This window comes from Roseomonas sp. HF4, assembly GCF_005222755.1.
Taxonomy (GTDB): Bacteria; Pseudomonadota; Alphaproteobacteria; order Acetobacterales; family Acetobacteraceae; genus Neoroseomonas.
Genome location: NZ_STGD01000002.1, coordinates 176,788 through 194,149, shown reverse-complemented (window position 1 = coordinate 194,149; position 17,362 = coordinate 176,788). Strand labels below are relative to the sequence as shown.

Sequence of the window (17,362 nt, the reverse complement as noted above, 5' to 3'; positions counted from 1 at the left end):
ATGCCTCGCGCCGATCGGGTGGCGCACCCAGCAACCGGGGATGCGCGCGGCATGACGCCGTTCGCGGCAGGCGCGACGGGGCCGGGCGCCAAGGCGCCCGGCGTCAGCATCATCACCGTTTGCCGGAACGCGGCTGCGACCATGGAAGCCTGTCTCCAGAGCGTGGGGAAGCAGAGTTATCGGGCGTTCGAGCACATTGTGATCGACGGCGGTTCGACCGATGGGACGCTCGAAATCCTGCGCCGTCACGCCAACGCTATCGCGACACTGGTGTCTGAGCCGGATCGCGGCATCTACGACGCGATGAACAAGGGCATCGCCCGGGCGCGCGGCACATTTGTGATCTTCCTCAATGCGGACGACTTCTTCGCGGGCCCCCACGCGCTGAGGGACGCGATGGCGGAGATCGACGCCCAGCCTGATGACGATGTCTATTATGGCGGCCTCGTTGTTCGCGATGCCGGCGTCTCGCATCGCTACATGCCTCCGCCGCCCGAGCTAGCCGTCGAGGAGATGGTCCTCGGCTGCCTGCCCCATCAGGCGACCTTCGCACGACGGGCGGTGTTTGACCGGACCGGCTTGTTCGACCTGCGCTGGCGCCGTCACGCCGACTACGACTGGTGGCTGAAGGTGCTTGCGGATCCGGCGATCAGGATCCGCCGCATCGGCACCTACGTCGCTTCATTCGCGCTAGGCGGGGCTTCGTCGGAACTCGCCAAGGGGCAACCCGAGGTCTTCGCCATCCAGAATGCGTCGCCAATCTATCGCTCGGCGCAATGGGACAAGCGGCGGATCGAAATCTTGCAGGCCGCGTGGCTGACCGCGCGTATCGAAGCGGCCCGGCTGCGCGAGGCAACCCGAAGCGGCAGCGCCCTGGCGGGAATGAACTGGAAGGGGCGACTCGCCGCCCGCCTCCCGCCGTCGGTGGTGCGAAGCCTGCAGACGGCAAAGCGGCGGATCTTCGGCGCCTCAGGCGCAGGCTAGATCCGCCCGCGCCAGTGGGCCAGATCTGCCTCGACGATCTCGGCGACCGTCTCCTGCAGGCTGGTCTTCGGCGCCCAGCCTATGCGCACCGCATCGAGCACGTTCGCCATACGGATCGCGGTGACCTGCGCCATCAGCAGCGGCTGGTCTCAGGGCATCCGCACGAAGGATTCGGCAGCGGGGTTGCAGATCTCGGCCGGCTTGACCCGGTCCCTTCGCAGGATCAGCGAGGACAGATCGATCCGGTTGCTTTCGACGATCCGCAGCGTGCCCGCGAAGCCGAGGCAGCCCCTGCGCTCTGGCACGGCTTCCGACCCGCCATGGCGGAGCAGCGGGCGGGGCATCTACGAACCCTCTGCAAACAGCAAGGCCGCCAGATCGGCGCCGTCATGGCCAGTCGCCCCGGTGATCAGTACGCGTGGCATGTGCTTCCGATCTCTGCCGAGTGCATGGGCCGGGTCCTTACACGCCAACCGCCGGTCGCGCCAAAGGCGCGGCCGGCCGGTGCCGCCCAGGAAGAGGCTCTGGATGCGATAACGAAATGAGAGGTCCCGGACAGTCTTTCGGCCCGGGGGTCATGTCGCTATAGACACGCCGCTCGGGCGCCCGGCGGCGCCGAACTCCGATCGTAAGGATGCCCATGTCCGCCACCCGCAAGGTCGCCCTCATCACCGGCATCACCGGCCAGGACGGTTCCTACCTGGCCGAGCTGCTGCTGGCGAAGGGCTACGAGGTGCACGGCATCAAGCGCCGGTCCTCGTCCTTCAACACGGGCCGGGTTGACCATCTCTACCACGACCGCCACGAGCAGGGCGTGCGGTTCTTCCTGCACTACGGCGACCTGACGGACGCGACGAACCTCATCCGCATCATGGCCGAGGTGCAGCCGACCGAGATCTACAACCTCGGCGCCCAGAGCCACGTCGCCGTGTCCTTCGAGACGCCGGAATACACGGCGAATTCCGACGCGCTCGGCACGCTGCGCCTGCTCGAGGCCATCCGCATCCTCGGCATGGAGAAGACGACGCGCTTCTACCAGGCCTCCACCAGCGAGCTCTACGGCAAGGTCCAGGCCGTGCCGCAGGACGAGACGACGCCCTTCTACCCGCGCAGCCCCTACGCGGCGGCCAAGCTCTACGGTTACTGGATCGTCGTGAACTACCGGGAAGCCTATGGCCTGCACGCCTCGAACGGCGTGCTGTTCAACCACGAGAGCCCGCGGCGCGGGGAGACGTTCGTCACGCGCAAGATCACGCGGGCGGTGGCGGCGATCAGCCTCGGCCGACAGGACTGCCTCTACCTCGGCAACCTCGACGCGCAGCGCGACTGGGGCCATGCGCGCGACTTCGTCGAGGGCATGTGGCGCATCCTCCAGCAGGACGAAGCGGACGACTACGTGCTCGCGACCGGCGTGACCTACACTGTGCGGCATTTCTGCGACCTCGCCTTCGCCGAGGCCGGCATGGCGATCGAGTGGCGCGGCAGCGGCGCCGAGGAAGTCGGCGTGGACCGCGCGAGCGGGCGGACCGTCGTGCGCGTTGACCCCGAGTATTTCCGACCGACCGAGGTCGACCTGCTGATCGGCAACCCGGCCAAGGCGCAGCGCAAGCTCGGCTGGACGCACACGGTCGGCCTCGCCGACCTCGTGCAGGAAATGGTCGCCGCCGACATCGCCCTGCTGCGCGAGGGGGATGCCGCGCAGAACGGCCAGCGCTCGAATGTCTGAGCCGTCGGCCGGGGTGTTCCGCCTGCGTGGCGCCAGGATCTACGTGGCGGGGCATCGCGGCATGGTCGGCTCGGCCTGCGTTCGGCGCCTGGCCGCCGCGGGGGCGGAGGTGCTGACGGCCGACCGCGCGACGGCGGATCTGCGCCGCCAATCCGAGGTCGAGGCCTTCATGGCCGCCGCCAGGCCCGACGCCGTGGTAGTTGCCGCTGCCAAGGTCGGCGGCATCCTCGCGAACGACACGCTGCCGGCGGAATTCCTCTACGACAACCTGATGATCGAGGCGAACCTGATCGAGGCGGCGCACCGCAACGATGTGAACCGCCTGCTCTTTCTCGGCTCCTCCTGCATCTACCCGCGCGAGGCGCCGAACCCGATCACGGAGGACGCGCTGCTGACTGGGCCGCTCGAGCCCACGAACCAATGGTACGCCGTCGCCAAGATCGCCGGCATCAAGCTCTGCCAGGCCTACCGGCGGCAATATGGGCGCGACTACATCTCGGCCATGCCGTGCAACCTCTACGGCCCGGGCGACTACTTCCACCCCGAGCGCAGCCACGTCATCCCTGCGCTGTTGCAGCGCTTCCACCAGGCGGCGCGGGACGGCGCAGAGGTCGTGACCTGCTGGGGCACCGGCACGCCGCGGCGGGAATTCCTGCATGTGGACGACCTGGCCGATGCCTGCGCCTTCCTGCTCGAGCACTATTCGGGGGAGGGACACCTCAATGTCGGCACCGGCGCCGACATCACCATCGCGGAACTCGCCGCGACCATCGCGCGCGTGACAGGCTTCGCTGGCCGCATCGCCTGGGACACGTCCAAGCCCGACGGAACCCTGCTGAAGCGCATGGACGTCTCGCGCCTCGCGGCGATGGGCTGGCACGCACGGACCGGCTTCGAGGAAGGGCTCGCCGGCACCTATCGCTGGTTCCTCGAGCAGCCCGCGCTGCGCGGCTGACGGGGCGCGCGTGCGCGTCGCCTTCTTCGGCCTCGACTTCCATGCGCGCACGGGATCGAGCCGCTTCCTGCTCGATCTGCTCGAGGGCCATGCCACGGTCGACGCCATCTTCGCCGCGCCCGACGTGGCGGCGGTCCGCCGCGCCGCGCCGGGCTTCGACGAGGGCGCCTACGACGCCATCTTCGTCTGGCAGCTGCACGAGGCCTTCGCGCTGCTCTCGGGCCGCCATCCGAATGTCACCTTCGCGCCCATGTATGACGCGATGTGGCGCGGCGGCGCCTTCACCTGGAAGCCATCCTTCAACGCGGCCAAGATCCTCTGCTTCTCCTGGGCGCTCAGGACCGAGGTGATGCGCCGGGCGCCGGTGCATGCGCAGGTGCAGTACTTCCCGGACCCCGCGGAGCATCCGCCGGTCGAGGACTTCGACACCCTGCGCGGCTTCCTCTGGTACCGGCGCCGCGAGATCCCGCCCGAGGCCACCTTCGCCCTGACCGAGGGCACCCGCTTCGAGAGCCTGAGCATCCACGACGCGCCCGATCCCGGCCACGAGGCGCCTTTCCCCGCGGCCGCGCCGCCGCATCTCGGCCGGCTCGTCCGCACCGCCTGGTCGGCCGATGGCCAAGCCTTCCGCGACGCGCTGGCCGGAGCCAACGTCTTCTTTGCGCCGCGCCCGCTGGAGGGGATCGGGATGTCCTTCCTCGAGGCGATGGCGCGCGGCCTCTGCGTCGCGGCCCCGGATGCGCCGACCATGAACGAATACATTTCGCACGGTGGCAACGGGCTGCTCTACGCACCGGGCCGCCTGGCCCCGATCGACTTCGCGGCGGCCCGGGAGATCGGCGCGCGGGCCCGCGAGAGCATCGCCCGGGGCCGCGCGCGCTGGGAGGCATGGCTGCCGGCGCTGGTCGAGTTCATCGCCACGCCGACGGCGCGCATCGCCGCGCGCGGCGCCATCGTGGCGACGCCCGACGGGGTTGCCGTCGCGGATGCGGACATCACGGTCGTGCCGCCGGACCAGGCGGCGGATCCGCCGCGCGGCGAATGGCTGATCGTCGCGCCACGGGGCCTGCCGCAGGACGCTGGCGCGTGGCGTCGCGCGATCGCCGCCGCCCCACCGGATGCAGGGATCGTGCGCGGCCATCACATCGACAATGCCGCCGACGGCGCCGAGACCTTCCACCGTGCCGACGCCTTCCCGGCCGGCTGGGCGCGGATGCTGGTCGGCGATGTCGCCGCCGAGGGCCCGCGTGGCCTCGGCGTGCCGGAGGCGACCCTGGTCCGCGGCACCGTCCTTCGCCGTCTCGGCGGACCGCTGCCGACGACGGCGCCCGCCCTCGCGGCCTTGCTGCTAAAGGCGGCGAAGGCCGACGTTACGGTCCACGACACGGACGGGATCCTGGGCCGCCGCCGCCGGCCCGCGGACGCCGCGGCGGAACGCGCGGCCTGGATCGCGCTGGTCGCGCGCGAAGACGGCGCCGCCGCCGCGGACCGCCTGCGCGGCGCATTCGCCAGGGCCGCGGCCGCCGAGACCCTGCGGCACCGCGCGACCGCCGCCGCGCGCGCGGCCACGGGCCTGATTGCGGCGCTCGACCGGCTCTCCCCGGCCCTGGGCCGGAGACTCGAAGCCCTGGTCCTCGGCGGCGGGATGCGCCGGCTGCGCGGCCTCCTGCGCCGATGAGCCCCCCGCTCGTCTCGATCGTCACACCCTGCCTGAACCGCGCCGCAACCATCGGCGCGGCGATCGAGAGCGTGCTCGCCCAGCAGCACCGCTCGATCGAGCACATCATCGTCGATGGCGGCTCCACGGACGGGACGGCGGAGGTGCTGGCCCGCTTCCCGCACCTGCGGGTGATCCGGGAGCAGGACCGCAACCTCTACGACGCGATCAACAAGGGGCTGCGCGCCGTGCGCGGCGAGGTCGTCGGCCTGCTGAACAGCGACGACCTCTATGCCCCGGGCGCCATCGCCGCGGCCGAGGCCGTGCTGGCCGACCCGGCCATCGAGATGGTCATCGGCGCCGCCGAATTCTTCACCGAGCGCGAGGGCCAGGAGGTGGTGCTGAAGCGCCTGGCGGGCGCCGAGGTCGTCGGACTGACGGAGGCGAACGCCATCGGCGGAATCACGGCGATGAACGCCGCCTTCTACCGCCGCACGCTCCTCGACCGCGTCGGCCCCTTCGACGACCGCTTCCCGCTCGCGGCCGACAAGGATTTCTGGCTGCGGCTCGTGCTGATGGCACCCAGGCACAGCGTCATTCCCACGACCGTCATCCGCTACCGCAGCCATCCGGGCTCGCTCACTTTCGCCGCCGGCGACCTGCGCGAGAAACTGTCCAGGCACCTGCTCGACCTCGCGCGGACGCGACTCGCCGAGCAGACGCCGGGCTCGCCGGCGCACCGGGCCTATCGGCGCTGGCATGCCTGGGCGGCCGGCTACAGGGCGATGGTCCAGTTGCGCGGGGGCCGGGCAGGCGCCGGGCTCGGCACGGGATGCGCGGCCTTCGGCGCGGATCCGGCCTGGCCGCTCCGTTTCCTCGCGCGCCTGCCGGGTCACTGGCGCGGCCGGGTGGCGCGGCGCGGGGCCTGAGGGGGCGGCCGGGCGCCGCCATTCAGCGCACCGCGAGGCCTCCCGCCGCCGCGCCGTCGCGCCTATCCTGCCTGCGATGCTGCACGACCCCACCCCCGGCCTGACCGTGCTCGAGGCCCGCCTGGCCGAGGCACTCGAACGGCTGCAGGAACCCGCCGCGGCCTGGGTGCCCCCGCGCTTGGCAGCGGACGGCACCAGCGCCCTCGATGTCGCGATCCTCGGCGCCGGCATGGCCGGGCTCGCCGCGGGCTTCGCGCTGAAGCGCGAGGGCTTGGGGCGGTTGGCGGTGTTCGACCCGGCGCCGGAGGGCGGGGAAGGCCCCTGGGCGACCTACGCGCGGATGCCGACGCTGCGCAGCCCGAAGCAACTGGCCGGGCCGGCGCTCGGCCTGCCGGACCTCACCTTCCGCGCCTGGCACGAGGCCCGCTTCGGCGCCACCGCCTGGGACGGGCTCGGCAAGATCCCGACCGGGATGTGGATGGACTACCTGCGCTGGTACCGCCGCGTCGCGGGCCTCGATGTGCGGAACGGGCTCGGCGTGGCGCGGATCGTGCCGGATGGCCCGCTGTTCCGCCTGGACCTGACGGATGGCACGACGGCCTTTGCGCGCCATGTCGTGCTCGCGACGGGACGGGACGGGCTCGGCGGCCCACGCATCGTGCCCGGCTTCGCGCCGGAATGGCGCGGAAGCCTGTGGGCCCATTCGGCCGACGCCATCGACTTCGCGGCCCTTGCGGGGCGGGACGTCGTGGTGATCGGTGCCGGCGCCTCGGCCTTCGACAATGCCGGCGCGGCACTCGAAGCCGGCTGCGCGCGGCTGACCATGCTGCTGCGACGTGCCGCGCTGCCGCGGGTGAATGCCTCGAAGGCGCTGGATTCCAGGGGCTTCTGGCACGGCTGGTTCGGCCTGCCGGCAGCCTGGCGGTGGCGGCTCATGCTTGCGCTGGAGCGCCGCCAGACGCCCCCGCCGCACGAAAGCGTCCGCCGTGTCGCCGCCCATCCGGGGGCGCGCCTGCTGACCGGCGCCGGGGTCGAAGGCGTGGCGCGGGACGGCGAGGCGCTGCGACTGGCGACGCCACGGGGGGAGATCCGCGCGGACTTCGTGATCCTCGGTACCGGCTTTCTCCAGGATGCGGCGCTGCGGCCGGAACTCGGCGCCATGGCGGGCGAGATCCGCCTTTGGCGCGACGTCCACGCCCCGCCGCCGGCGGAACGGGACGACGGGCTGGGGCAGAACCCCTGGCTGGACGAGGCCTTCGCCTTCACCGAATGCGTGCCGGGCCGCGCGCCCTACCTGGCGCGGCTGCACTGCTTCAACTTCGCGGCGACGCTCAGCCACGGCAAGGTGACCGGCGACATTCCCGCGATCAGCGGCGGTGCGCAGCGCCTGGCGCAGGCGATTTGCGCGCGGCTGCTCGCCGCCGACATCGAGGCCCACGCGGCACGCTTCGCCGCCTTCGACGAGCCCGAGATCATCGGCGACGAGTGGCCGGGCGTCGTGCTGTGACGGCCTCCGGCCTGCGGCTCAGCCCTCGAACTTGAAGGCGCCCGATGCCGGGGCCTCGCCGCCCGAAGCCGACGGCTGCGCAGCGGCCTGCTGCTGCTGGACCTGGGCACGGACGCGCTCCTCGATCTGCCTGAGCAGGTTGGCCATGCCGTTCACCAGCGCGGGCATCTGCGTCACGGGCACGCAGAGCGTCGCACAGGGCTGCGCCGTGTTGTCACTGCCTGTGACGGCCAGCGTGATGCGCGCGACGCCATGCGCGACCTGCGCCTCGATGACGCCATCGGCGAAGACGGTGGGGCGGGTGCCGGACATGCGTGTTCCCTACTGCTCACGGAAGGCCCGGGTGAAACTGTCCCGGATCGGTTGGGTGATGTAGCGCAGGAAGCTGCGTTCGCCGATCTGAATCATGGCCTCGACCGGCATGCCGGGCACCAGTTGCACGCCTTCCGCGCGTTCCAGCTGTTCGGGGTCGATCCGGATGTGCACGCGGTAGTGGCTCTGGCGGGTGCGCTCGTCGATCGTGACATCCTGCGCCACGTAGGTGACATGCCCGTGCAGGAAGGGCACGAGGCGCTGTCGGAAGGCGGGCAGCCGCACCTCGGCCTGCAGGCCGACATGCACCACGTCGATGTCGAAGGGCTGCACGTTCACCTCGGCGATCAGGCGGTCCTGGGCCGGCACCAGGTCGAGCACCGGGTCCCCCGGGCGGACCACGGCGCCGATCGTGAAAAGCCGGAGGTTGAGCACCGTCCCGTCCTCCGGCGCCAGGATGGCGCGGCGCAGCGCCACGTCCTGCGCGCCGCGGATGCGCTCCTCGGCCTCGGCCAGCCGGGTGCGGATGTCGCGCTGCTCGGCCGCTGCCTCCTGCCGTCGCTGGTCGACGATGCTGGCGATGCTGGCGCGAGCCTCGGCGATGGCCTGGGTTGCGCGTTCGACCTGGCCGCGCAGCTCCTCCCCCTGGCCCTCGAGGGCGGCGGCGCTGCGCTGCAGCGCCAGCAGCGTCGGCAGGCGCTGCAGGCCCTGGCGCACCAGGCCGCGGGTGATCTCCTCCTCGTCCCGGATCAGCTGCAGCTGCTGCTGCTGGGCGCGGATCTGGCCCGTCGCGGCGGCGATCACGGCCTCCTGCTGCCCGATCCGCGCCTCCTGCACCGAGACCTGGCTGAGGAGGCTGGCGCGGCGGGCCTCGAAGACCGCGCGCTGGCCTTCGACGGCATCGGCCGCGCGGGGTTCGCCGGGCGCGGCCAGGTCCCCGGGGAAGGCGATCGAGCCGGCCCCGGCGAGTTCCGCCGTCAGCCGCGCATCCTGTGCCATCAGGGACCAGCGCTGGCTGCGCAGGGCCTCGAGGTCGGCGCCGGCGCGGATGTCGTCGAGCCGCACCAGCACCTGCCCGGCCTGCACCCTGTCGCCGTCGCGCACCAGGATCTCGCGCACGATGCCGCCTTCGAGGTGCTGCACCGTGCGGCGCGTGCCCTCGACCTTGATCATGCCGGGCGCGATCGCGGCCTCCGACAGCGGCGCGAGGATGGACCAGGCGACGAAGGCGCCGAGGAAAAGCGCGATCGCGGCGAAGCCGAACAGGATCGTACCCGCCGTGCGCGGCCGGGGCGCGACGTCCGGCTCCGGCGGCAGCACGAGCCCGATCGGCGGCAGGCGTTCCCGGTTTGCGACCGGATCCTGCGCCGCGGGGCGCTCGGCGATCCGCGAGGTCCCGCTCATGCCTTGGCCTCCCGGCTTTCGACTCGGCCAGGCGGGGAGGGGATCGCGGCGGGCTGGGCCGGCTTCATGAACTTCTTGAGGACCTCGACGCGCGGCCCGAACGTCTCGACGGCGCCATCCCGGAGCAGGAGCACCTTCTCGACCCCCTGCACCAGCACCGGGCGATGCGAGACCAGCACGACCGTCGTGCCGCGGCGCCGCAATTCCTGCAGCGCGCCGAGCAGCGCGGCCTCGGCATCGCCGTCGAGGTTGCTGTTCGGCTCGTCCAGCACCACCAGCGTCGGGTTGCCGAACATGGCCCGCGCCAGACCGATCTGCTGGCGTTGCCCGCCGGACAGGTGCTGGCCGCCCTCGCCGATCTCGGTCTCGTAGCCCTTGGGCAGGCGCAGGATCATCTCGTGCGCGCCAGCGAGGCGGGCGGCGTCGAACACGGCCTCGGCCGGCGCCTGCGCCATGCGGGCGATGTTGTCGAGGACGGTGCCGTCGAACAGCTCGACGTCCTGCGGGAGGTAGCCCATGTGGCGCCCGAAATCCTCCCGCTGCCAGGTGAAGACATCCGCGCCATCGAGCCGGACCGAACCCGAGAGCGGCTGCAGCGTGCCGATCAGCAGGCGGATCAGCGTCGTCTTGCCCGCCGCCGAGGGCCCGATGATCGCGAGGCTCTCCCCGGGGTCGAGCGCGAAGCTGACCGCCTTGACGGTCGCGACGCTGCTGCCGGGAAAGCCGAAGGTAACGCGTTCGGCCGCGAGCCGTCCGCGCGGTTCGGGCAGCGCGATGCCGGGCGGACGGATGCGCGGCAGCACGAGGAAGGCCTGCAGCCGCTTCCAGGACTGCCGCGCCTGCACGAGGCCGCGCCAGCCGCCGACCAGCTGCTCGACCGGTGCCAGCGCGCGCCCCATGATGATCGAGCCCGCGATGGCCGCGCCCGCCGTGAGCTCCTGCTGCAGCACGAGCCAGGCGCCGATGCCGAGGATCGCGACCTGCACCGCGAGGCGCGAGAACTTGGTCAGCGCCAGCAGCGGCGCCGCGCGGTCCATCGCCCGGTTCATGGGCGCCGACATCTCCGCCATGCCGCTGCGCCAGCGGGCCATCACGGCGGGCAGCATGCCCATGCTGTCGATCACCTCGGCATTGCGGACGATCGATTCCGCGCGGCGCTGCGCGGACATCGCCGCGCTGTTCGCCTCCCGCAGCAGCTTCGAGGTCGCGAATTCGTTGAGCAGCGCAAGGCCGAGCAGCAGCGCCGCCCCGGTCAGCGCCACCGCGCCCAGCACGGGGTGCAGCAGGAAGATGACCAGGAGAAAGACCGGCACCCAGGGCACGTCGTAGACTGCAAGGGCACCCGGCGAGCCCATGTAGCCGCGGCAGGCGCCGAGGTCGCGCAGCGCCTCCATCCGGTAGGGGCGGCCGCGGAGCTGGCTTTCGACCGCGCGGGCGAAGCCTTCGGGCGCCACTCTCTGCTCGATCCAGGCACCGATCCGCTGCATGACGCGCGACCGCGCCCCTTCCAGCACGGCCAGCAGCGCAAGGGCGGCGAATGCGATCAGCGTCAGGTAGAACAGCGTATCGAGGTTGCGCGTCGCGAAGACCCGGTCGAACACGGTCATCATGTAGACCGAGACGGTGAGCTGCAGGATGTTGGCGATGCCGCTGAAGACGCCGACCGCGAGGAACTGCCTGCGACAGGCAGATGCCGCGCGCGCGAGCGGGGTCGCGCCCGGAGCCGTCTCTCCGGGCAGCGCGCGGGGTTCACGCGCCATGTGGGTGTCCCGCCGCGTTCGATGGGGCGGCGCGGCCGGCGCCGATCGGCACCGTCCTGTGCTCGCTTTTCATCCGGGGGTCCTGTTCGAAATCCGGTGGTGCCGACACGCTTCATCTTCGGCGTGACCGGCGCATGCCGGGTTAACGGCGGATCACAATGTCCCTATGCACGTCATATGGGTTCGAATGATGGCCACATGCATCCATGAGGCTGTACGACGGCCGGCCCAGGATCGCCGCGCCCGATGCCATGGACGCCGCCGGGGCATCGGTGTACCGCCGCAACGACAAGGAGAGCCGTGAGGGCATGCAGAGCACCGGTCCGCAATCCATGGCTGCGTCGACGGCGCCCCCCGCGCCCGAACTCACCATCCTCATGCCGTGCCTCAACGAGGCCGAGACGCTCGGGACCTGCGTCCAGAAGGCGATGGACTACCTGGCGCGGAGCGGCGTGGCGGGCGAGGTCGTCGTCGCCGACAACGGCTCGACCGACGGCAGTCAGGACATCGCGCGGGCGCTCGGCGCGCGCGTCGTGCCGGTTGCCGAGCGCGGCTACGGCGCCGCTCTGATCGCGGGCATCCGTGCCGCGCGCGGGCGCTACGTCATCATGGGTGACAGCGACGATTCCTACGACTTCACGGCGCTCGACCCCTTCGTGGCGAAGCTGCGCGAGGGTTACGACCTCGTAATGGGCAACCGCTTCATGGGCGGCATCAAGCCGGGCGCGATGCCGCCGCTGCACCGCTACCTCGGCAACCCGGTGCTCTCGACCATCGGGCGCATCTTCTTCAGGAGCCCGGTGCGCGACTTTCATTGCGGCCTCCGTGGCTTCAACCGGGATGCGATGCTGGCCCTCGACCTCCGGCTGCCGGGGATGGAATTCGCCTCCGAGATGGTGGTGAAGGCGACCGTGCAGGGCCTCCGGGTCACCGAGGTGCCAACCACGCTGTCCCCCGACGGCCGCTCGCGCCCGCCGCACCTGCGGTCCTGGCGGGATGGCTGGCGGCACCTGCGCTTCCTGCTGGTGTTCTGCCCGCGCTGGCTGTTCCTCTATCCCGGGGCGGCGCTCTTCCTGGCCGGTGGGCTGGGCATGGCGCTCCTGCTGCCCGGGCCGTTCCGGGCGGGCGGCGTCGTCTTCGACGTGCACACCCTGCTTTATGCCTCGGGCGCGATGGTCATGGGCTTCCAGGCGGTGCAGTTCTGGATCTTCGCGCGCATCTATGGCGGGCAGGAAGGCGTGGTGCCTGAGGCCAAGCGCCTGACCGCGATCCTCTCCCGCTTCGGGCTGGAGCCGGCGCTGATCGTGGCGGGGCTGCTGGTCGTGGCGGGCCTCGGGCTCGGCGTCGCGGCGGTCGCGATCTGGGGGGCGGGGCGCTTCGGGCCGCTGCCGGGCACGGGCGCGATGCGTGTCGCGATCGCCTCGGTCACGGCCATGCTGCTCGGGCTGCAACTGGCCTTCGGTGCCTTCTTCGTGGCGCTGCTCGGCATGATGCGCGCGAAGGGGCCGGCTACGCCTTCCTGAACACGAGCCGGCGCGAAAGAGCGAAGTTCGTGAACATCCCCGTGACCGAGCCAGCCGCGACGCCCAGCACCGGATGCGCCGCCACCAGCGGCACGAAGGTGACCAGCAGCGCGTAGGTCCCGTAGTTGAGCGCGAAGCCGACCAGGTTCACGACAACGAACAGCGCCCATTGCCGATGCACCGGCCCGGCCCCGCGACCACGGAAGGTCCAGGCGCGGTTCAGCGCCCAGGTTACGGTCGCGGCCGAGACGTAGGAGATGGCGCGGCCCAGATACAGCCCGGCGCCCAGCGCCAGCGCGCCGTAGAGCACCGCCGTGTCCGTCACGAAGCCGACCGTGCCGACCACGCCGAAGCGCAGGAATTCCTGCGCGATCGCGGCACGTGCCGGGCCGAGCAGCCGCGCCAGCACCGGGCCAATGAGGGGAATCTCAGCCATGCGGGGCGGTTTAGGGCCGCCGGCGCGCCTTGCCCAGCGGGGATGGGGCTGGCAGCCTCCGCGCCCTACACGCAGCGGGGTGGCGGATGGTCGCGGTGGTCGGTCTCGGCAACATGGGCATGGCGATGGTGACGCGGCTGGTCGGCCTCGGCCTCAGCCCGGGCGCCTGGGACCTCGATGCCGGCAAGCGCGCGGCCGCCGGGGCGGTGGGTGCCGCCGTGCCGGCCAGCCTGCCCGGCGTGGCGGATGCCGTCGTGCTGCTCTCCCTGCCGAACGAGGCGGCAGTGGCCGCGGTGCTCGAAGCGCTGCTGCCGGCGTTGCCGCGGGGCGCCGTCGTCGCCGATACCTCGACCCTGTCGCCCCAGGGCGCGCGCGATTTCGCCGGGCGGGTTGCGGCGGCGGGATGCAGGTACCTGGATGCGCCTGTCTCGGGCGGGCCGGCGGGTGCCGCGGCCGGCACGCTCGCCATGATGGTGGGCGGGGAGGCGGCGGCGCTGGAGGCGGTCCGCCCCGACCTCGCGCGCCTCACCGCGCGGCTGATCCATGTCGGCCCCCCCGGCGCCGGCCAGGTCGCGAAGCTCGTGAACAACCTTCTGGTCGCGACGCATCTCGTCGTGGCCGCGGAGGCGTTGCGCCTCGGCGCGCTGGCCGGCGTGGCGCCCGAGGCCCTGATGCCGGTGATCAACGGGGCCTCCGGCCGGTCCGCCGCGACCGAGGTCAACTGGCCGCGCTGGATCGCGACCGGCGCCTTCGATTCAGGCTTCACCGCGGGCCTCATGCGCAAGGACGTCCGCCTCGCGCTCGGCCTGGCGGAGGCGGTGGGCGCGCCGCTCGACGCCACCGGCCGGGCGGCGGCGGCCTGGGAGGCGCTGGCCGAAGCCGTGCCCGACGCCGCGGACTTCAACCGCCTGGCGGCGGCGATCTTCGAAGGAGCGACGCCATGACCGCCTTCACGGCGAAGGACGCGCTGGCGGCGGGAATCGCCGCGCTGCTCGGCGGCCGGGCGGGCAGCCTCGTGGACGGCGAGATCGTCGCGGGCGGAGGCGCGGAGGTGCGGCTGACCGACCCCGCGACGGGTGCGGCGCTGCTCGACTACGCGGCGGCCGATGCGGCGCTGGCCGCCGCCGCCGCGGCCGGCGCCGCGCGCGCGCAGCGTTCCTGGACGGCGCTGCCGCCGGCCGAGCGCGGGCGCCGGCTCTGGTCCGTGGGCGCCCTGGTCCGTCGCGATGTGGAGGCGCTGGCGCGGCTCGAATCCGCGCAATCCGGCAAGCCGCTGCGCGATGCCCGCGCCGAGGCCGCGCGCGTCGCCGAGATGGCGGAATACTGGGCCGGCTGGTGCGACAAGATCGAGGGCCGCACCGTGCCCGTGCCCTCGGGCCATACCGTGATCGTGCGGCGCGAGCCCTTCGGCGTCGTGCTGGCCGTGACACCCTGGAACGCGCCGCTGTTCACGGCCGGGTGGAACGTCTTCCCGGCGCTGGCCGCCGGCAATGCGGTGGTGCTGAAGCCGTCCGAGTTCACGCCGCTGACCTCGCTGGCGCTCGGGCGGCTATGCCTGGAAGCCGGGCTGCCGCCGGGGCTGGTGCAGGTGGTCTGCGGGCCGGGGCAGGGGACCGGTGCCGCCCTGCTGGCCGCGCCCGAGGTCGCCAAGGTGGTCTTCGTCGGCGGGCCGGCCTCCGGCGCGGCGGTGGCGGCGGCCTGCGCGGCGCGCACCATTCCCTGCGTGCTGGAACTCGGCGGAAAGTCGGCCAACATCGTCTTCGACGACGCCGACTTCGCGACTGCCGTGCTGGGCGCGCAACAGGCGATCTTCGCCGGTGCGGGGCAGTCCTGCGTGGCGGGGTCGCGGCTGCTGGTGCAGCGCTCCGTCCATGACCGCTTCGTCGCCGCGCTGGCCGAGGCCGCCGCGCGGATCCGCATGGGCGACCCGCTCGACGCGGCGACCGAGATGGGCCCGGTCGCGACCGCGCGGCAATTCGACCACGTCCGCGCGCTGATCGGGGAGGGGGAAGCGGCCGGCGCCACGGTGCTGGCCGCCCCCGCGCCGGCCGGCCTGCCCGCGCCCGGCTTCTGGGTGCCGCCCACCGTGCTCGCGGGCCTGACGAACGCCGCGCGCCCGGCGCAGGAGGAGATCTTCGGCCCCGTCGTCGCCGCCATCCCCTTCGAGGACGAGGCGGAGGCGATCGCGCTCGCCAACGCGACCCGCTTCGGGCTTGCCGGTGCGGTCTGGACGCGCGACGTGGCGCGCGCGCACCGCGTGGCGGCCGGCGTGCGGGCCGGCACCTTCTGGGTGAATGGCTACCGCACCATCCATGTCTCGGTGCCCTTCGGCGGCTTCGGGGCGTCGGGCTACGGGCGGTCCTCCGGCGCCGAGGCGCTGGCGGAGCTGACGCAGTCCAAGGCCGTCTGGATCGAGACGGCCGAGGCGCCGGCGCTCGGTTTCGGGCACCGCCCGGCAGGCTATTGAGGCAGCGCGGGCTGCCCCGCTAGGCTCCGCCCGCTTCACCCATGGAGAACACCCCGATGTTCCGTCGTGACCTGCTGGTCGGCGCAACCACTGCCGGCGCAGCCATTGCCGGGACCGCGCTGCCGCGCTTCGCCATCGCCCAGCCGGCCGCCGCACGGACGCTGCGCTACGTGCCGCATGCCAACATCCCGAACATCGACCCCTTCACCAACACCGCCTTCATCGCGCGCGACCATGCGTTCCTGGTCTATGACCAGCTCTACGGCATGGACGAGCAGTTCCGCCCGCAGCCGCAGATGGTGCAGGGCCATGCCGTCGAGAATGGCGGGTTGCTGTGGCGCTTCACGCTGCGCGAGGGGCTGAAGTTCCACGACGGCACGCCGGTGCGCGGGCGCGACTGCGTCGCCTCCATCCGCCGGTGGGGCCGTCGCGATGCCTTCGGCCAGGAACTCATGGCGCGCGTGGCCGAGATGACGGAGGAAAGCGACCGCGTCTTCGCGATCCGGCTGAACCGGCCCTTCCCGAAGATGCTCGAGGCCTTCTCGAAGGTCACGACATCCTGCCTGTTCGTGATGCCGGAGCGCCTGGCCAATGTCGATCCCTTCACCAACATCGCCGAGGCCGTGGGCAGCGGCCCCTACCGCTTCGTGCAGAACGAATGGGTGCCCGGCTCCAGCCTCGCCTATGTGCGGAACCCGGACTACGTCCCCGTCTCCGCCGGCACGCCGTCCATGACGGCCGGGCCAAAGGTCGCGCATTTCGACCGCGTGGAATGGAAGATCATCCCCGACGCCTCGACCGCCGCCGCCGCGCTGCAATCGGGCGAGATCGACTGGTGGGAGCAGCCGACCGCGGACCTGCTGCCGCTGGTGGCGCGCAACCGCAACATCGCCGTCGACATCATCAACAACACCGGGCTGATCGGCATCTTTCGCCCGAACCACCTGAGCGCGCCGTTCAACAACCCGGCGGTGCGCCGCGCCGTGCTGACCGCGATCAACCAGATCGACTTCATGACCGCCGTGATCGGGGAGGCGACGGTGCCCGGCCGGGACACGCTGCGGCGGGAGGGGATCGGCTACTTCGCGCCAGAGAGCCCCTCGGCCTCGACGGTCGGGCTCGACCGGCTGCGCAAGAACCTCGATGCCGCGCGGGCGGAACTGCAGGCGGCGGGCGCCATGGGCGCGCGGCTGGTGCTGCTGAACGCGACCGACCTCGCCTCCATCAATGCCGCGAGCCTGGTCGGCGCCGACCTGTTCCGGCGCATGGGCTTCAACGTCGACCTGGTGAGCACGGACTGGGGCACGCTGGTGGCGCGGCGGGCGAGCAAGAACCCGATCGACCAGGGCGGCTGGTCGGGCTTCTTCACATTCTGGTCAGGTGTCGACCACTGGAACCCGGCGAGCCATGCCTCGATCCGCGGCCATGGCGATTCCGCCTGGCCGGGCTGGCCGACGATTCCGGCGATCGAAGCGCAGCGCAACGCCTGGTTCGACGCGCCCAATGACGCTGCGGCGCTGGCCGCGACGACCGAGATGCAGCGCATTGCCTTCCAGGAAGTGCCCTACGTGCCGACCGGGATGTACTACCAGCCGACGGCCTATCGACGGAACCTGACCGGGATGCTGAAGGGCCAGCCGCCGCTGTTCTGGAACATTCGCCGGACGTGACGATGCACGGGCCCCGGCGCCCTTGCGCGGCG

16 protein-coding genes are annotated in these 17,362 nt (G+C 72.1%); 10 read left to right on the top strand and 6 right to left on the bottom strand.

From position 1 onward, the window contains the following. Nucleotides 1-51 precede the first annotated feature (51 nt). Entirely contained in the window at nucleotides 52-984 is a 933-nt protein-coding gene (locus E8M80_RS03840) for a glycosyltransferase family 2 protein (RefSeq protein ID WP_170979182.1), read from the top strand. Here E8M80_RS03840 and E8M80_RS25735 read toward each other — a convergent pair. Together E8M80_RS25735 and E8M80_RS03835 are read right to left on the bottom strand one after the other, a co-directional pair. Continuing rightward, nucleotides 981-1,118 carry a hypothetical protein gene (locus E8M80_RS25735; RefSeq protein WP_170979181.1) on the bottom strand — a complete coding sequence of 46 codons (138 nt, stop codon included), beginning with the start codon at nucleotides 1,116-1,118 and terminating at the stop codon, nucleotides 981-983. The genes E8M80_RS03840 and E8M80_RS25735 overlap by 4 nt on opposite strands. 15 nt (nucleotides 1,119-1,133) lie before the next feature. Further along, on the bottom strand, nucleotides 1,134-1,328 hold the full coding sequence (locus E8M80_RS03835) for a hypothetical protein (RefSeq protein ID WP_137124337.1): 195 nt from the start codon (nucleotides 1,326-1,328) through the stop codon (nucleotides 1,134-1,136). Nucleotides 1,329-1,624: 296 nt separating this feature from the next. Between E8M80_RS03835 and gmd the strand changes: the two genes are divergently transcribed. From gmd to E8M80_RS03810, 5 genes are all read left to right on the top strand, one after another. Next, nucleotides 1,625-2,710 (top strand): GDP-mannose 4,6-dehydratase, encoded by a 1,086-nt coding sequence (gmd, locus tag E8M80_RS03830; protein ID WP_137124336.1) that lies wholly within the window; start codon nucleotides 1,625-1,627, stop codon nucleotides 2,708-2,710. Then, nucleotides 2,703-3,665, top strand: coding sequence for a GDP-L-fucose synthase (locus tag E8M80_RS03825; protein ID WP_305011883.1), 963 nt, complete (start codon nucleotides 2,703-2,705; stop codon nucleotides 3,663-3,665). Before gmd ends, E8M80_RS03825 begins: the two co-directional genes overlap by 8 nt. Before the next feature lie 10 nt (nucleotides 3,666-3,675). Then, on the top strand, nucleotides 3,676-5,343 hold the full coding sequence (locus tag E8M80_RS03820; RefSeq protein ID WP_137124335.1) for a glycosyltransferase: 1,668 nt from the start codon (nucleotides 3,676-3,678) through the stop codon (nucleotides 5,341-5,343). Then, nucleotides 5,340-6,251: a glycosyltransferase family 2 protein gene (locus E8M80_RS25730; protein ID WP_170979180.1), complete on the top strand. Its 912-nt coding sequence runs from the start codon at nucleotides 5,340-5,342 to the stop codon at nucleotides 6,249-6,251. Before E8M80_RS03820 ends, E8M80_RS25730 begins: the two co-directional genes overlap by 4 nt. A gap of 76 nt (nucleotides 6,252-6,327) precedes the next feature. Then, nucleotides 6,328-7,758, top strand: a complete 1,431-nt coding sequence (locus E8M80_RS03810; protein ID WP_137124334.1) for an NAD(P)-binding domain-containing protein — start codon at nucleotides 6,328-6,330, stop codon at nucleotides 7,756-7,758. Between the two features lie 18 nt (nucleotides 7,759-7,776). On the opposite strand, the gene E8M80_RS03805 is transcribed toward E8M80_RS03810, so the two are convergent. Genes E8M80_RS03805 through E8M80_RS03795 form a run of 3 tightly spaced genes read right to left on the bottom strand, consistent with a single transcriptional unit; the run spans nucleotide 7,777 to nucleotide 11,234 of the window. After that, on the bottom strand, nucleotides 7,777-8,070 hold the full coding sequence (locus E8M80_RS03805) for a hypothetical protein (protein WP_137124333.1): 294 nt from the start codon (nucleotides 8,068-8,070) through the stop codon (nucleotides 7,777-7,779). 9 nt (nucleotides 8,071-8,079) lie between these two features. Further along, nucleotides 8,080-9,474, bottom strand: a complete 1,395-nt coding sequence (locus E8M80_RS03800; protein WP_137124332.1) for an HlyD family type I secretion periplasmic adaptor subunit — start codon at nucleotides 9,472-9,474, stop codon at nucleotides 8,080-8,082. Beyond that, complete coding sequence (locus E8M80_RS03795) at nucleotides 9,471-11,234, bottom strand: type I secretion system permease/ATPase (protein ID WP_137124331.1); 1,764 nt, start codon at nucleotides 11,232-11,234, stop codon at nucleotides 9,471-9,473. Before E8M80_RS03795 ends, E8M80_RS03800 begins: the two co-directional genes overlap by 4 nt. Before the next feature lie 206 nt (nucleotides 11,235-11,440). On the opposite strand from E8M80_RS03795, the gene E8M80_RS03790 reads away from it, so the two are divergent. Further along, the gene (locus E8M80_RS03790) at nucleotides 11,441-12,757 is read left to right on the top strand and encodes a glycosyltransferase family 2 protein (protein WP_206035563.1); all 1,317 of its coding nucleotides are present in this window, start codon (nucleotides 11,441-11,443) and stop codon (nucleotides 12,755-12,757) included. On the opposite strand, the gene E8M80_RS03785 is transcribed toward E8M80_RS03790, so the two are convergent. After that, nucleotides 12,744-13,193, bottom strand: coding sequence for a GtrA family protein (locus E8M80_RS03785; RefSeq protein WP_137124330.1), 450 nt, complete (start codon nucleotides 13,191-13,193; stop codon nucleotides 12,744-12,746). The genes E8M80_RS03790 and E8M80_RS03785 overlap by 14 nt on opposite strands. Before the next feature lie 86 nt (nucleotides 13,194-13,279). Here E8M80_RS03785 and E8M80_RS03780 point away from each other — a divergent pair, with 86 nt between their 5' ends. From E8M80_RS03780 to E8M80_RS03770, 3 genes are read left to right on the top strand one after another with little or no spacing between them, the layout of a single operon-like run. Then, nucleotides 13,280-14,137 (top strand): NAD(P)-dependent oxidoreductase, encoded by an 858-nt coding sequence (locus E8M80_RS03780; RefSeq protein ID WP_137124329.1) that lies wholly within the window; start codon nucleotides 13,280-13,282, stop codon nucleotides 14,135-14,137. Beyond that, the gene (locus E8M80_RS03775; RefSeq protein WP_137124328.1) at nucleotides 14,134-15,660 is read left to right on the top strand and encodes an aldehyde dehydrogenase family protein; all 1,527 of its coding nucleotides are present in this window, start codon (nucleotides 14,134-14,136) and stop codon (nucleotides 15,658-15,660) included. Before E8M80_RS03780 ends, E8M80_RS03775 begins: the two co-directional genes overlap by 4 nt. Before the next feature lie 56 nt (nucleotides 15,661-15,716). After that, entirely contained in the window at nucleotides 15,717-17,330 is a 1,614-nt protein-coding gene (locus tag E8M80_RS03770) for an ABC transporter substrate-binding protein (protein WP_137124327.1), read from the top strand. Nucleotides 17,331-17,362: the final 32 nt, after the last annotated feature.